At 59.0% G+C, this 15244-nt stretch carries 10 protein-coding genes and 1 riboswitch; of the genes, 7 read left to right on the forward strand and 3 right to left on the reverse strand.

The genetic code is table 11. The features are described from left to right. Window positions 1-29 precede the first annotated feature (29 nt). The 5 genes from FE784_RS29575 to FE784_RS29595 all read left to right on the forward strand — a co-directional run bounded on the left by FE784_RS29575 (window position 30) and on the right by FE784_RS29595 (window position 8251). A complete protein-coding gene (locus tag FE784_RS29575) occupies window positions 30-1487 on the forward strand; it encodes an extracellular solute-binding protein (protein ID WP_176706626.1) in 1458 nt (485 codons plus the stop codon). A 97-nt stretch (window positions 1488-1584) separates the two neighbouring features. Further along, window positions 1585-2532, forward strand: a complete 948-nt coding sequence (locus FE784_RS29580) for a carbohydrate ABC transporter permease (RefSeq protein WP_139605867.1) — start codon at window positions 1585-1587, stop codon at window positions 2530-2532. Window positions 2533-2547: 15 nt separating this feature from the next. Continuing rightward, window positions 2548-3384 carry a carbohydrate ABC transporter permease gene (locus FE784_RS29585; RefSeq protein ID WP_139605868.1) on the forward strand — a complete coding sequence of 279 codons (837 nt, stop codon included), beginning with the start codon at window positions 2548-2550 and terminating at the stop codon, window positions 3382-3384. A 605-nt stretch (window positions 3385-3989) separates the two neighbouring features. Beyond that, a complete protein-coding gene (locus FE784_RS29590; RefSeq protein ID WP_139605869.1) occupies window positions 3990-5162 on the forward strand; it encodes an exonuclease SbcCD subunit D in 1173 nt (390 codons plus the stop codon). Next, window positions 5159-8251, forward strand: a complete 3093-nt coding sequence (locus FE784_RS29595) for an AAA family ATPase (protein ID WP_139605870.1) — start codon at window positions 5159-5161, stop codon at window positions 8249-8251. Before FE784_RS29590 ends, FE784_RS29595 begins: the two co-directional genes overlap by 4 nt. A 751-nt stretch (window positions 8252-9002) precedes the next feature. Here FE784_RS29595 and FE784_RS29600 read toward each other — a convergent pair. After that, the gene (locus FE784_RS29600) at window positions 9003-9557 is read right to left on the reverse strand and encodes a DoxX family membrane protein (RefSeq protein ID WP_139605871.1); all 555 of its coding nucleotides are present in this window, start codon (window positions 9555-9557) and stop codon (window positions 9003-9005) included. A gap of 404 nt (window positions 9558-9961) precedes the next feature. Then, window positions 9962-10048, forward strand: a riboswitch (cyclic di-GMP riboswitch). A 182-nt stretch (window positions 10049-10230) separates the two neighbouring features. Here FE784_RS29600 and FE784_RS29605 point away from each other — a divergent pair. Beyond that, window positions 10231-11361 (forward strand): HD-GYP domain-containing protein, encoded by a 1131-nt coding sequence (locus tag FE784_RS29605; protein ID WP_139605872.1) that lies wholly within the window; start codon window positions 10231-10233, stop codon window positions 11359-11361. Window positions 11362-11520: 159 nt separating this feature from the next. Continuing rightward, on the forward strand, window positions 11521-12345 hold the full coding sequence (locus FE784_RS29610) for a glycosyltransferase family 2 protein (RefSeq protein ID WP_139605873.1): 825 nt from the start codon (window positions 11521-11523) through the stop codon (window positions 12343-12345). Window positions 12346-12414: 69 nt separating this feature from the next. On the opposite strand, the gene FE784_RS29615 is transcribed toward FE784_RS29610, so the two are convergent. Continuing rightward, window positions 12415-14928, reverse strand: coding sequence for an HAD family hydrolase (locus FE784_RS29615; RefSeq protein WP_139605874.1), 2514 nt, complete (start codon window positions 14926-14928; stop codon window positions 12415-12417). Window positions 14929-14931: 3 nt separating this feature from the next. Next, window positions 14932-15244 (reverse strand): hypothetical protein (locus tag FE784_RS41645; RefSeq protein ID WP_218103834.1); only part of this gene is annotated, 313 nt, incomplete at its 5' end.

A 15244-nucleotide genomic window follows, 5' to 3' on the forward strand; every position in this document is an offset into this window, starting at 1 on the left:
AGATGCGACTATTCCAAGGAGGGTTTCCAGTGGCCAAAAAAATAAAAGCGGTTTCAATTACAGTCGCGGTCGCCATGCTTGCTCTGATGAGCGCGGCTTGCGGCAAGACGGACGACAAGCCGGCGGCGGATGGCGGGCAAGGAACGGCAAACGGTGCGAACGCATCGAACAGCGTATACCCGGAGAACGGGTTGCCCAAGGACCAGAAGGTGACGTTAAAGGTCGGCTTTTTCGAAAGCGGCATGGGCCGAGAATGGTTCGATTCGGCGATGGACTCGTTTAAGAAGAAATTTCCGAACGTCAGCTTCGAAGTCGTCTATTCGCCGAAGATCGATACGATCGTAGGCACGAAAATATCCGCCGGCAACGATCAGGACATGTTCGACCTGTTCTCGGGCGGAATCCCGGGCGGCGTGGAGCCGGTCGTCGCGGCCGGCAAGCTGGAGCCCCAGGAAGATTTGTGGGACCGCAAAGCTTATGACGGAAATGGCAAGACGTTGAAGGAGTTGGCCCTGGATGGCGAATATGCTTCGGCGCCGCGGGTGCAGGGCAAAACGTATGCGCTTCCGGTCGCCGGCACGAGCGCCGGTCTCCTATACGACAAAAATTTGTTCGCCAAAAACGGCTGGAACGAAAATCCGAAAACGTGGGAAGAGTTTCTGAAGCTGTGCGAGGACATTAAAGCGAAGGGCATCGTCCCGATCACGTTCCCGGGTCAATATCCGACCTATCTCGATAATGCATTCGGCGCATGGAAGCTGTTCGAGCTCGCGGAAATCAACAACAACCTGAAAAAATTCGAGGACGATTTCCGCAATTTCAAGCTGCCGCAGCATTTGTCTTCGGAAAGCGTCGAGCGCTGGAAGCGGATATACGAGATGGGCAAGAAAGGCTACTTCCCCGAAGGCGTCGCCGCGCTCAACCATACGCAATCGCAAATGCAGGTCGTACAGGGCAAAGCGGCCATGGTCGCCACCGGCACATGGGTGCAAAACGAAATGAAGGACTCGACGCCGAAAGACTTCAAATGGGGCTTCATGGCCGTTCCGATGAGCAGCAAGCCGGGCAGCACCGTCTACGTGCGCTTGAGTGCGGGCAACGGCAATTATATTTGGGCGGCCAAGCCTGATCTGAACAAGAAATGGGCGAAAGAATTCAACGTATGGCTGTGGAATTTGGACGTCCAGACCGTGATCGCCGACAAAGGCGGCATGCTGCCGGTGCGCAAGGATTTCTCGGACGATCCGGCCCGCGCAAGCAAAATCCAGGACGCGCCCAAGGCGATGTACGACTATATGAAGACGAACAAAGTGATGCTGGAGAGCGGCTTCCGCAACGTATCGCTGTCCGATCCGGCGTACCAGCAGTCGACCAAGGTCATCACCGAAGCGATTACGCAAATCGCTCTCGGCAAGCAGGATCCGATGCCGATTTTGCAGGAAGCGGAAGCGCTGCTGAAGAAGGCGATCGAAGCCCAAGCCAAATGACGGGCGGGTCGACCGAGAGCCCGCCTCGATTAATCGCCCGGGAGGCGCTCTTCGCCTCTCCGGCTTTCCGTTTCATCCCAGAAAGGAGTGTATCCCGTTGCAAGCGATCCGTAACGAAACGAACGCCGACCGTCCCGCCCGAACGGGATGGCTGCAAAAAGCGAACATCCAGAAGCGTTTGTTTCTCCTAATCGCCATCGCGCCCGCGTTCGGAGGGTATTTGCTGTTCACGCTGTACCCGAATCTGATGTCGGTCTATTACTCGCTGCTGAATTGGAACGGCATCTCCGAGGCGAAATTCGTCGGTCTCGACAATTACGCGACGATGATCCGCGACAAGTACGTGTGGAGGGCGCTCGGCCATAATTTGTTCTATATGATCACCGTCCCGGTATGCGTCATTCTCATTTCGCTGCTGCTGGCTTATTTGCTCACGAACAAAGGCTATAAAGGGACGAAGCTGTTCAAAGTGCTGTTTTTCTTTCCAAACGTGCTGTCCACGGTCGTCGTCGCCCTGCTGTGGGCGTTCGTCTATGACGGCAGCTTCGGATTGCTGAATGCGACGCTGGGTCTGTTCGGCATCGACATGGGCGGCTATTATTGGCTCGGAGATACCCGCACGGCGCTGGCCGCGATCGTGCCGCCGTTCGTCTGGGCGGGAGTCGGGCTGTACGTGGTCATCTTCATGAACGCGATGATTACGATCCCCCGGTCGCTGTACGAATCCGCGGTCATGGAAGGGGCCGGACATATGACGCGTCTGTTCCGCATTACGATTCCGCTTATTTCCCCGATTATCCGGGTCAGCGCGCTGTTTCTCGTGCTCGGTTCGCTGAAAAGCTTCGACAAGGTGCTCATCTTGACGAACGGCGGTCCTTCCGGCTCGACCGACGTCATCGGCCTGTACATGTTCAATCTGGCGTTCGGCAGCGAAGCGCACAATTACGGCTATGCGTCCGCCATCGGCATGTTCCTGTTCGTCGTGCTCATCGCGGCCAAGCTGCTCGTCGACAAATTTATGCCAAACCAGGCTTACGAGTATTAGAAGGGGGAGAGGACATTGAAAGAACGGCGCACATGGGTGGACGTCTTCTGGCGGCTCGTACTGATCGTCTGGTCGCTATCCATCCTCTTCCCGCTCGTGTGGGTGCTGTATGAGTCGCTCAAGACGAATCGCGAGTTTTTCCAAAACGTCTGGTCGCTGCCGGAGGCGTGGAAATGGGTCAATTACAAAAACGCCTGGGTGAAATACCAGCTCGGGACTACGCTGCTCAACACGCTGTATTATGTGGGAGCGAGCCTGGTGCTCGGAACGCTGCTCACGACATTGAACGCGTATGCCCTTACGCGGATGGAGTTCAAGGGCCGCAAGCTTATTTGGGGCACGATCATGATTTCGTTGTTTTTGCCGGGAATCAATGCGCTTATTCCGCAATACGTGCTTATGCGGGACTTGCATTTGACGAATAGCCTGACCGGACTCATCCTGCTGGAAAGCTTGGGAGAAAGCGTCTTTTTCCTCATGCTGCTCGGCGGCTTCATGCAGTCGCTGCCGAAGGAGCTGGAGGAGAGCGCGTTCATGGACGGAGCCTCGCTGTTCCAAGTGTTCGGCCGCATTATGGTGCCGCTCGCGATGCCCGGCATTGTCACGGTGGCGATATTCAAATTTTTGGGCCTGTACAACAACTTTCTCGCCCCGTTCATTTATTTGAGCGATCCGAAAAAATATACGATCGGGGTCAACATGTACCAGGCGAACCAAATGATGCAGTACACGGCGGATTGGGTTACCTTGTTCGCCGGCGTGACGATTGCCATGGTTCCTTCCATTCTCATGTACGTCTTCTTCCAGCGATGGATTATGGAAGGGGCTACGATGGGAGCGGTGAAAGGATGAGCGGTCCATCCGGAACAGGGACTCGATAAAGGAGTCGCATGGGGCGGACGGCAGCGACGGAATGAAGGACGCGTCCGTAGGCATGTCGGCGAAGCCGGGTCCGATTCGCGTGGGGCGATTCTGCTGCAAGAACTCGATGACGACGCGCCGGCGCATGAGACGACTGTAAATAGGAACGACAAAACCTCCGAGCCGTTAAACGGTGACGGAGGTTTTTTGGCCGTTGGACAAAATTGCTATGCTTGTTTCCAGCGCGAGGACAGGAATTCTGCGTCCGGGAATCGAATGATTTATAGAAGAGTAAATCCGGAAACATGAAGCATTTGTAGGGCTTCGCGGTGAATTAACGGAACTGGAGTACGCTATTTACTCGATGACGCTTGACGCAAGAACTATAGAGGAACTACGGTATGCTATTAGGCCGGATTTACGCGGTTTTGCTTCATTATGGCACTGTTTGTGGAATGAATTTCCTTTATTATCGAGCAGCAACCGGAAATATCGAAATTAGCGGAACCGGGTTCCGTTAAGAAGAACTGCCGATGTGAGCAAATCAGGTTCGAGAGATATGAACTCGGAATCAATGAGAAAGGAAGAAACAATCGATGAAATTTATACATACCGCCGACTGGCACCTGGGCAAGCTGGTGCAGGGCGTTTATATGACGGAAGACCAGCGGCATGTACTGGGACAGCTCGTGGAGACGGTGGAGCGGGAGAGGCCGGACGCCGTTATTATCGCGGGCGATTTGTACGACAGGGCCGTGCCGCCGACCGATGCCGTCGATTTGCTGGACGAGCTGCTGGAGCGGATCGTCATCGACCTGGGGACGCCGGTTTTGGCGATATCCGGCAATCATGACAGCCCCGACCGGCTCGATTTCGCCACGAGGATTATGGAAGGCAGAGGGCTGCACCTGGTCGGGCAGCTGCGGGCCGAGCATAAGCCTGTCGTGCTTCGGGACGAGCACGGGGAAGTGCACGTGCACCTCGTCCCGTATGCCGATCCGGCGCAAGTCCGCTACCTGTTCGGAGACGAAACGATCCGTACCCATGACGAGGCGATGCACGCCATCGTCTCGCGCATTGAGGCTTCGATGGATCCGGGCGCCCGGCACATCTTCGTCGGCCATGCGTTCGTTACGCCCGGCGGCGAGCCGCAGGCCAATACGAGCGAGTCGGAGCGTCCGCTGTCGATCGGCGGGGCGGAGCACGTAAGGGCCGAATATTTCGGCAAGTTCCATTACACGGCGCTCGGCCACCTGCATCAAGCCCACTATGTGCTGAACGAGCATGTCCGCTATGCGGGATCGCCCGTTAAATATTCGATTTCCGAGGAAACCCACCGGAAATGCTTCTACGTCGTGGAGCTGGACGGACAGGGCGCGGTGACGCTGGACCGAAGAGAGCTGATGCCGCTGAGGGACATGCGCCGGGTAACCGGCCCGATAGCGGACATCGAATCGCATGAGCTGTGCGACGATTACGTGTTCGTCACGCTGACGGATGACAATCCGGTGCTGTTCCCGATGGAGAAGGTGCGGGCCATTTATCGGAACGCGCTGTACGTCGAGCGGCGTCCGGCCGCGCTCGCCGAAGCGGCCGCTGCGGGGGAAGGCGGAGCACCCGCCGTGAAGGGAAGACGCGAGGCCGATCCGGTGGCGCTGTTCGCGGCTTTTTACGAAGAAGTGAAGGGCGGGCCGCTTGCCGAGGAGAAGCAGCGGCTGTTCGCCGATACATATGAGGAATTGCTGAAAGAGGAGGGGGACGCCGTATGAGGCCGCTCAAGCTGACGATGCATGCGTTCGGCCCGTACCGGGATACGGAGACGGTCGACTTCACGAGTCTCGAGGACCGGCGGCTGTTCGTCATCTCCGGCAATACCGGCGCGGGCAAGACGTCGATCTTCGATGCGATCTGCTTCGCGCTGTACGGCTGCGCCAGCGGAGAGGACCGCGCCGAGCCGCGCATGCTGCGCAGCCATTTTGCCGATGAAGAGACGCATACCGCCGTAGATTTCGAGTTTGCCGTCGGCCCTCGCAGCTACCGCGTCTTCCGGCAAATGGCCCACCGCAAAGGAACGAACAAGAGCGAGACGGGCGGCAAGGCGGAGCTGTACGAGACGACGTCCGGCCAAGAGACGCCTTGCGTGGACCGGTTTCAAGTCGGCGACGTGAACGCCAGGATGGAGACGATTCTCGGGCTGACGAAGGAGCAATTCAGCCAGATCGTCATGCTGCCTCAGGGCGAATTCCGCAAGCTGCTGACGTCGGATACGGAGAACAAGGAGGATATTTTGCGCCGCATTTTCCGGACGGGGCTGTATCAAAGGCTGGAGGGCAAATTCCAGCAGAAGCACCGCGATATGAAGGATGCGCACAAGGAGGCCGCCGCCAAAGCGGAGCTGTATCTGAAGCAGACGCGGGAGACGATGCCGCTGCGGGAAGATAGCGCGCTGGATATCACGTTCCGCCAGCCGGCGTACAATGCCGCGCAGGTAATGGAAGGACTGGCGCAGGAAAGCCTTTATTACCGCGAGCTGGCGCGGACGGGCGAGGAGCGGAAGGCCGCGCTGACCGCGCTGCTGGAGGAGCGCGAAACGGAGCTGCGCGCCTCGCTGCTGCTGAACGGCCGATTTGCGGAGCTCGCGCAGAAGCGGGCCAAGCGCGCGGACCTGGAGCGGCGCCGCGAGGACGTGGCTCTGCGCGAGCGCAAGCTGGCGCTCGCCGAGCGGGCGGCGTGTCTCGAGCCGTACGCGGAGCAGGCCGCGAAGGCGGCGCGCGACGCCGAGGCGAAGCGGCGGCAGCTCGACGCGACGCGGCGCGAGGCGGAGGCGGCCGAGCGCGCATACGCGGAGGCGGAGGCGCTGCACCGCGGCGAGGCGGCGCGCGAGCCGGAGCGCAAGGAAGCGGAGCGCGAGCTGCAGCGGACGGGCGAGCTGGCGCCGGCCGTGCGCACGCTCGACGCGCAGCGGCGCGAGGTGGAGCGGCTGCGCCGCGAGGAGCAAGCCGGCGCCGCGCGGCTCGCGGAGGCGGAGGCGAAGCTCGCCGCCGTGCGCGAAGCGAAGCGGGCAGGCGCGACGCGGCTCGCGGAGGCGGAAGCGGTGACGGCGGCGCTGCCGGAGAAGCTGGAGGCGCTCGATCGGCTGCGTCAGAAGGCGAAGCTGCTGAAGGCGCTGATCGAGGCCGAGGGGCGGCTCGGCGAAGCGGCGCGCGCGGAGGCGGAGCTGGACGGGCAGCTGCGGCGGGTGCGGGCGGAGCATGACCGGCTCGAGACGCTGTGGATCGAAGGGCAGGCCGGTCTGCTGGCGGCCCACCTGCACGACGGGAAGCCTTGCCCGGTGTGCGGCAGCCCGGACCATCCGGACAAAGCCGCGGCCGGAGAAGCGGTGCCCGGCCGCGAAACGTTGCAGCAAGCGAAGGAAGCGCTGCGTCATGTGGAGCAGGAGCTCGGCGCGGCCAAGGCGCAGGCTGCCGCCGCCCGTAGCGGCTGGGATAGCGGGTCGGGTGAAATGGCCGAACACGGCATCGCCCCGAACGGGTTGGCGGAGCAGTACGCCCTGGTGGAGGCGGAAGGGAAACGGCAGCGGGCGGAGACGGACGGGCTGAAGCGGCAAGCGGCTTCGCTGCAGCCGTTGCGAGAAGAGGCTGCCGGCTTCGACCGCCAAATGGAGGAGCTGCTGAAGGAAAAGGACGAGCTTATTGTCCGGCAGCAGCGGCTGGCCGTGGAGTGCAGCTCCCGACAGACGCTGTTGGATAAAGAGCTGGAACGGATTCCGGAGGAGCTGCGCTCGCCGGAGCGGCTCGAACGCCGGCTGCAGGAGCAGCGAGCGCTGTCCGGGAAGCTGGAGCAGTCCTGGCAGGAGGCGCAGCGGCGGCTGCAGCAGGCCGGGACGCGGCTCGCCGGAGAGAAGGCGAACGCCGTCCAGATGGCTGGACAGGCGGAGGAAGCGGAGGCGAACTTGCGGGAGGCGGGAGAACGGTTCCGGCTCGAGCTGGAGAAGAACGGCTTCGCGGAGCCCGGCGAATACATAGCGGCAAGGCTGGCCGAACCGGAACGCCTTGCTTTGCAGAAGCACATCGAAGAGTTCCGCCAGCAGCTTTCCGCGCTCGCCGAGCAGGTTGCGGAGCTGGAACGAGAGCTGGAAGGGCGCCATCCGGCCGATACGGAAGCGATGAAGGAGGCGCTCGCCGGGCTGAAGCTGGAGCTGGAGCGGACGCTCGGCGACCTGCAGACGGCCGAGCGGTACCGGCAGGAGGCGGAGCGGCTGAAGGCGGCGATCGAAGCGGCGCAGGACGAAGCGCGCAAGCTGGAAGAGCGGCTGACCCAGGTGATGGATTTGTACCAGATGCTCAAGGGCGACAACCCGCTGAAAATTTCGTTCGAACGGTACATTCTGATCGAATATTTGGAACAAATTTTGCATGCGGCCAACGTACGGCTCTCCAGTCTGTCAGGCGGACAGTTCGTGCTGCAGCGCAGCGACAGGCTGGAGACGCGGGGCAAGCAGAGCGGGCTCGGGCTCGACGTATACGATGCATATACCGGGCAAAACCGGGACGTCAAGACGTTGTCCGGGGGCGAGAAGTTCAATGCCTCGCTCTGTCTGGCGCTCGGCATGACCGATGTGATCCAGTCGCATCAGGGCGGCGTTTCGATCGAGATGATGTTTATCGACGAAGGGTTCGGCTCGCTTGACGAAGAGTCGCTCGGCAAGGCGATCGCCGCGCTAGTCGATCTGCAGCGCGCGGGCCGGATGATCGGAGTTATTTCCCACGTGCAGGAGCTGAAGGACGCGTTCCCCGCCGTGCTGGAGGTTCGCAAAACGAAGGAAGGCTACAGCCGGACCGTGATTGTGTTGAAATAACGTCCCATTTATCGCAGTGCTCCATCGATGAGCCGCCGGCACCCGGGATACGGTTCAAGCTTTGTCTCTTTGCGATTTTTATTAGCGCCGACAAGCTCTATACAGATTTAGGCTCGATCGATCGAGTTCCCGTAAGGGCGGTCCGTTACGAGACGCTGCATGACGACTGTTGACCCGGCAAGCGGAACAAAAAGTTCCTCTATTCCTTCGGAAAGCTGATCGAATGGGGTGTAGAGGAAGGAATAGTTCCTTTATTGGCAGTTGTATGGCCGTCTGAAGGTCGTTTTGCTCGAATAGAGGAACAAATTGTTCCGTTTGCGCTGTTCTGCTGCCCTCCCCTCGGTAATAGAGGAACTTATAGTTCCCTTTACTTCAAATAACGGAAGTCATCGTTCCACGCCGCCGCAAGGAAGCTGTCTTCAATCAATCTTCTCTATGGAAGCCCGCCACCAGGTCTTATACGGCGGCTTTCCAGATGTCGGAGTACTGCTCAGAGCGCAGCCGGAGGGTAGATCCAAACACAGATTAGGATTGATCAAGCTAAATTTCCGTCTCATGAACATGGGCGAACGGGTGGAGCAAGAGTCAGGCGGGAGGGCCTTACAGTGAGAAGGTATCGCGTGCAGTTTCCGACACGCGGTGTGGAGCTGCAAGGCGTCCGGATGTCTAAGCGCGAAGCGAACGAACGCAGGCACGCCCCCGCTATTGGGAGCGTGCCTGCTTTTGATGCCGACGTTCGGTTGACTTTGGGCTACGCGTGCATCGGCGCTCCGGTTCCGCCCATCGTCTTGTTTGTTTTATTCGTTTTGTCGCCTCTATGCTTTATGCGAGCCGTCAGCTTGCGGAGCAGAGGCAGCAGGTAGTAGTCGACCCCGTACTTGCCGGCGTTCGCTCCGCCGACGAAGACGATGGTGCCGATCAGTACGAGCCACGGGTTCGTGCTTACGGTGCCGGCGAACAGGAACATGAAGTTCATCATCAGGCCGAAGAAGGCGGCTGCGGTCGTCAGCGCTCCGAGGATGAGGCCGAGGCCGACCAGGAATTCGCCGAGCGGAATCATGAAGTTGATCAGCTTGACGTTCGGCAGGGCGAAGTTGTCGAGGAAGGCGGTGAATGTCGGGTACATCAGCTCGCCCGTCGCCTTGTCCGCCACCGGCTTGGCGATCGCGTTTTTGAGAAAGCCTCCGGCGTCGAATCCGCCCGTCAGCTTGTGCCAGCCTGCCGTCAGCCAAGTCCAGCCGAGGTAGAGGCGGATGAAGAGCAGCGCGATGGCGGCGTAGTTGTTTTCTCTCCAAGCTTTTAACATGGTAACCAGCTCCTTATATGGTAAGTTATTTTTTTCACAATGTAACCCGTAAAAAATTCGACTTCGGTTAGTTAATCTCTGGTTGATCGGCTCTGCTTCAGTAACCCGATTCCCGTAGAGCGGGAAGTGTGCGGCTTGCCTATCGTGCGGCGCATTGTGCATCTTCCTTTCCGTTTCCATTTTGCAAGCTTGCCGTTGTTTCTTGCTGTCGTTGCTCTCTTTCTCTTCCACGTCTTTACTATACCACGGCGATTGCGGTTAGTATGTGATTTTAATCACAATGTGCGAAAATCGACTAATTTCCGCACGATCCCTTTCTCGCCGACCATACTATGGAACTAGCGGAACCAAGAAACGGAAACAGTCTGGATATAATTGCCCAAATCGATTATGATGAGTACGACAGTCGATAAAGGCAAACTTGTCGAAAGACAAGGACGCAAAGCTACAGACCTAATGGTCGGCAGACCGATGGTGGCTGAGTTGCCGAAGCTAAGGGTTATTTGTCATTTTTCGATCGTGACGTCCCGGCTTCTTCTATTGAGGAGACGGGGCGTTTTTGGTTTGCGTCGTGTTTTCCTTCGCTAAGCGTGAAAGCGGGAAGCGAATTTCTTTTGAAAAAGCATTTGAACAGCCGGGTAGCCGGGTCCATGATGAAGGAGGCATTTCCAGCATGCGCTGCGACCAGTATGAGGATTTGATCGGGAAAAGGCTGCTCCATAATATCGTAAACGCGACGGGCATGATGCTCATTCCCGAGAATACGGTATTGACCGAAGGACATATCGAGAAGCTGGAGAAATTCCGGATCAATCTGTATGACATTCTCGTGGAGGAAGTGAAGGAGACGGAAGAGCTTGTAGAGCTGTCGGAGCCGGAAGGGCAGCGGCAGGCGGAAAATCCGGCGGAGCCGGATAGTCTGAATGCGGCCAGGGGGAAGGCGGGGACGGCTGTCATTGCGCGAGCCGATACCGGAGAGCTGGTGAAACGGGCGGATGCCAAGCTGCGGGACATCGAGAGGCTGATTTTGAATACCGGCAAAATTCCGTTGACCGAAGTAGAGGAGCATGTGCTGCCTACCTTGATGGAAGCGACCCAGAACCGCAACGTCTACAAGCTGTTCGCCGATCTACGGGCCGAAGAGGATTACCGGTTCAAGCACAGCATCGGCGTCGCCTTTATGTCCGCGGTTCTCGGACGATGGCTGGGGATGGACGAGAAGGAGGTCGCCCTGCTTGCGACGGCCGCGAGCCTTTGCGATATCGGCACGATCAAGCTGCCGAGCTCTCTGGTGAACAAAACGTCCGAGCTGCTGCCTCACGAGCACGAAATTATGAAGCAGCACACGACGCTCGGCTACGATATGCTGAAGCAGTCCGGCGTGGAGGAGCGCGTCGCGATCGTGGCCCTGCAGCATCACGAGAGGGAGGATGGCAGCGGCTACCCCGCGAAGCTCAAAGGTCCGGAGATCGACCGGTTCGGCAAAATCGTCGCCTTGTCCGACGTGTACTTGGCGCTGGTGTCCGAGCGCCCGCAAAGGCCGGCTTTGCCGTTCCATCAAGTCATCCATAATTTGCACGGGGATATCGTGCGCAACCGGTTCGACTCCGCCATCGGCATGACGTTCCTGAACCGGCTCATGTCGGCGCAGGTCGGAAGCGATGTCATGCTGACCGATGGGAGAAAAGGCAAAATCGTGCTCATTCATCCCAATTATCCGACGCGTCCGTTGATCGCTTTGGAGGACGGGTTTATCGACTTGAGCAAGACGGACTCGGTTCAGATGAAGGAAGTATTTGGCTGATCGTCTGTTGTAAGCGTTTGCGGGGGGGAGGGCTGTTCGGATCATTCGGCCTATGAGCGGGCTTTAACGACGGACTTGGCGAAGCCTGTCCTGAGTCGGGCCCGGTTATGGTATAATGCTGGATAGAATCGACTCGGATCGGAAAGGTTGGAAAAGCTTATGTCCCCTCTTGTATCCATTGTGACGCCTACCTATAACCGGCCCGGCGAGCTGGGCGAGCTGCTCGAAGCTTTGAGCCGCCAGACGTACAAGCGTTTGCAAATCGTCATCGTCAACGACAACGGAGAATCGGTGTTCCCCGTCTGCAAGCTTTACCCGGAGCTGGACATTCGCGTTATCGATTCGGAGAGCAACCGGAAGCATGTAGCGGCGCGCAATCGCGGTCTGGCGGAAGCGACCGGAGAGTTCGTCATGCCTTGCGACGACGACGATCTGCTCGTGCCGACGCATATCGAGACGATGGTCCGGGAGCTTGTGTCGACCGGCTGCGACATGGTCTACTCAGACGCCGAAATTGTCGATTTCGTGAGGGAGGGCGGGGTACGGGTGCCCGTCGGACGGCTTGCGTTCGCCTATGAGCACGATTTGTCGGCCATGCGCAAATTTTCTACTTTCGTCCCTTCCGGAAGCTTGTACCGCAAAAGCCTGCACGAATCGATCGGCTTGTTTGACGAAGACGTGTATCATTATTGGGACTGGGACTTCTTCCTGCGCGTGTCCGAACGGCATAAGGTGAAGCGCGTTCCGATCGCGGGCGTGCTCTACGCGTTTTCACAAAACGGGGGAAGCAACTTGTCCGGTCAGCTCGAAGACATGCGGCCGTATTTGAATCGGCTGTCCGCCAAGCACGGACTCGGCGATTTGCCTACGAAAAACTTTTTCCTGCTGCTGGAGGAGCCCGACGTGAAAAACCGGCAGGCCGAGACGACGATCGTGTGGGACGGAGCGCCGTTCCGGTCCAGATACGTGCCGGACCTGCGATGAATGGAAAAAGAGGGGGACCTGCAGACTGCAGCGTCCTCCTCTTTTTGGCGACGAAACGTTTCGCAAGACTTATGCAAAGGGCCCGAACACCCTTGGAGCGATATCCGGGAGCAGCCGCCCGTAGGCGTCCGATATCGTTCGTTTGTATTCCTCGATGTCGTTCAGCGTGCCGATCAAGTATACGTGCTCGGAGGCGGTTGCGATCGCCTCCTCCAAAGCGGCGGGACACGGTGCGCCGCCGTGCGGTGCGGCCGGCGACCCGTCATGCGTTTTCGGCGGGGAAGCCGGGTCGATGATTCGCCCGATGCGGATGCCGTGCAGCAGCGCCTCGTGAATCAGCTTGAACGCGAAGTCCCCGTTCCCGTACAAAATCGCGGATGAGAGGCCGGCCTGCTTCAAGCCGTGTATCGCGTTGAAAGCGAGTACGGCGCTGCCGAACGAGTCCTGCAGCCGCAGATACGCTTTGTACAACCGGTAAGGCTCGTTTCGCGTTACGAGTCCTTGCGGCCAAAACACGTTGGCCGTTTTCGGCCCGAAGGCGGCCAAGTCGATCAAATAGTCGCCGCCGCGCGATTGCCACTCCACGGGGATCGGCTCGCAGAGCCGAATAATTTGCACGCCGCCGAAGTTGTCCTGATGGACCAAATCCCCGAGCGCCGCGGCTTCTTCCGGAGTCGGCATATCGAGCACGCGGTGCAGGATGCCGCACCACTGGCGGGGGTCGGTATTTCTTGCCATTTGCGGCTTGGCCTGATGCAAATGCTCGTAATAGCTTTGGAAGGCGAATACGCCGTCCTGACAAGCCTTTTTGTACCGGAATTGCTCCCCGGGGATCGCAAGCTCGGCCAATACCGGTTCGATAATTCCGTCTTCCCGTCGTTCGTAACGGACCGTCGAGCCGAACTCGCCCATCATCAGCTCTTCGATCAGCCCGGGGCTTCGGACAAACCTTCTGGCCATATCGCCGTTGTCGGCCCCGATTCCGATCCAGCAGCGTATATCCGTTCCTTGCAGCATCCGTTCCGCCGAGCGCTCCGTCCCGACCGCCAGCAAATGGATCGACTCATGCTTCGCATTCTCGCCTTCATATGCGGCGTCGATCGCCGCCTGAATCGTACCGTTAAAGCCCAGATCGACCGTGAACAGCTTGTCCGGGGAGTCGCACGTTTGCCGAATGTACTCGAGCAGCAGCTTCCGCTGCCGTGCTATCGTCGCTCGGGCTTGACTCGCGATAGGCTCCCGCAGCATAAATTGCTTGAAGGCGCCGTATAGCGATTGATCGGAAGGCTGCGGCTGCTCCGACTGCTCCGACTGCTCGGACTGTCGTGCCGGAATCGGGTGCGTTTCTTGCGAAAGCTCCGACTTGGCGTGGGAGCGGGCTTCCGCTGCGGGCATATGCAAATGCCGCTGCAAATTCTCGGGTACATCCGCAGCATCAATACCGAGCATCCCCGCCACTTCCCCGAGGGTAATATGGCCAAGTCCCGATACTTGCTCCAGCTCGCGTTCTGTAAAATCGCGCATGGAGGCGAGCAGCGTCGCCTGTCTCGATACGTATAACGGTTTGACGCCAATTTTCAATCCGCGCATGCGGGCGGCACTCTCTAGCGCCGGTCCGAGCAGGTGCGCTTCCCTCATGAGCGGATGAATTTCGCTCCGGTTTTCGGCCGAGCACTTGTCCAGCACCCAGTCGCAGAACCCTTGGACGAAAGGTCCGAGCATGCCGGAGCCGAACCGATAAAAAAATGGCTCGCGTTCGCCCGTCTCCGACAATACCGTCGTTCCGGCCAGCTTGCGGATTGCGGCGATTTCGGGCAGCACGCTGCCGTGCCGGATTGACTCCCAGTGCAAGGGGCTGTCGATCGTATCCGGAATGACGGCATAATGGATCGCTTCGATGCCCCGTTTGGCCGCGCCCAGCACGTCCGCCGTTTCATTGTCGCCGATATGCACGATCCGATCGGCGCGAACATCGGGAAAGCGGCGCAGCAGTACGTCGAACAGCTCGCCCGAGCGCTTCCCGCAGCCTTCTTCGGAGGAGACGAGCACGGCGTCCAGCAGCCCGGCTTCCAGGCCGCCCGCCGTCAAGATCGAGACGAGCTGGGCGGACGACAAGTACATGTCGCTCAGCAGGGCGACCCGGATGTTCCGGCTGCGGCAATAACGGATCAGCGAAGCGACGTTCGGATTGACGAAGCAGCTTTCGCGCTCGGCTTCCAGCTCAAGCTCCGACAGCTCGCTCCGATCGCCGATCGAGGCGGGCAGCAGCTCGTAGATTTGCTCCAGCGGGACTTCCCCGGAGCCGCTTTCCTCCCGCTCCCTCGCCAGACGTTCCGCGGCGATACGCATCGTACGATACTCCGCGGGGGTAGTAGGCCTGCGCATGATCCCACGCTCGATCGCTTTCGCCGCCGCAGCTTCGAACACGTCGGCCGGCCGCGCGCTGCAGCGGAACAGCAGCGTGTCGAACACGTCAAGGCTGATCAGCCCGACGGAGTCGATAAGAGGCTCCAATCGGCGCAAGTACAAATCCCGCTTCCATAGCTCTAGTGCGGGAATGTCCCGCAGCCCGGTCGTCTGCATATATCATGTTCCCCCTGCGATTATTCGTTTTCCTATATTACTCCTAAGAATAGTATTGGCGGGAGGAGGAAGCAAGACGAGTTTTTCACGAACGGTACTTTTCACCGGTTCCGAAAGCATTTCGCGCATTACGGCTGCATCTCGTACGATTGCAAAATGGCGGAAAAAAGCAATCCATAGAAAGGCGCCAGCATATCGGCATCGGTAAGGAGGCGCCGTCAAAGCACGTTTCAGCACTATTTCACGAAAGCGGACGTATGTTGGCGCGAATAGTGCTTGTTTGGGCTTTATTGTGCCGCTGAGCCCGGAAAAATGC

Source organism: Paenibacillus hemerocallicola (assembly GCF_006265175.1).
GTDB lineage: Bacteria > Bacillota > Bacilli > Paenibacillales > NBRC-103111 > Paenibacillus_AB > Paenibacillus_AB hemerocallicola.

Coding starts and splice junctions, on each gene's coding strand:
- FE784_RS29590 (WP_139605869.1), top strand. CDS start 3,990: ATGAAATTTATACATACCGCCGACTGGCACCTGGGCAAGCTGGTGCAG.
- FE784_RS29595 (WP_139605870.1), top strand. CDS start 5,159: ATGAGGCCGCTCAAGCTGACGATGCATGCGTTCGGCCCGTACCGGGAT.
- FE784_RS29600 (WP_139605871.1), bottom strand. CDS start 9,557: ATGTTAAAAGCTTGGAGAGAAAACAACTACGCCGCCATCGCGCTGCTC.
- FE784_RS29605 (WP_139605872.1), top strand. CDS start 10,231: ATGCGCTGCGACCAGTATGAGGATTTGATCGGGAAAAGGCTGCTCCAT.
- FE784_RS29610 (WP_139605873.1), top strand. CDS start 11,521: ATGTCCCCTCTTGTATCCATTGTGACGCCTACCTATAACCGGCCCGGC.
- FE784_RS29615 (WP_139605874.1), bottom strand. CDS start 14,928: ATGCAGACGACCGGGCTGCGGGACATTCCCGCACTAGAGCTATGGAAG.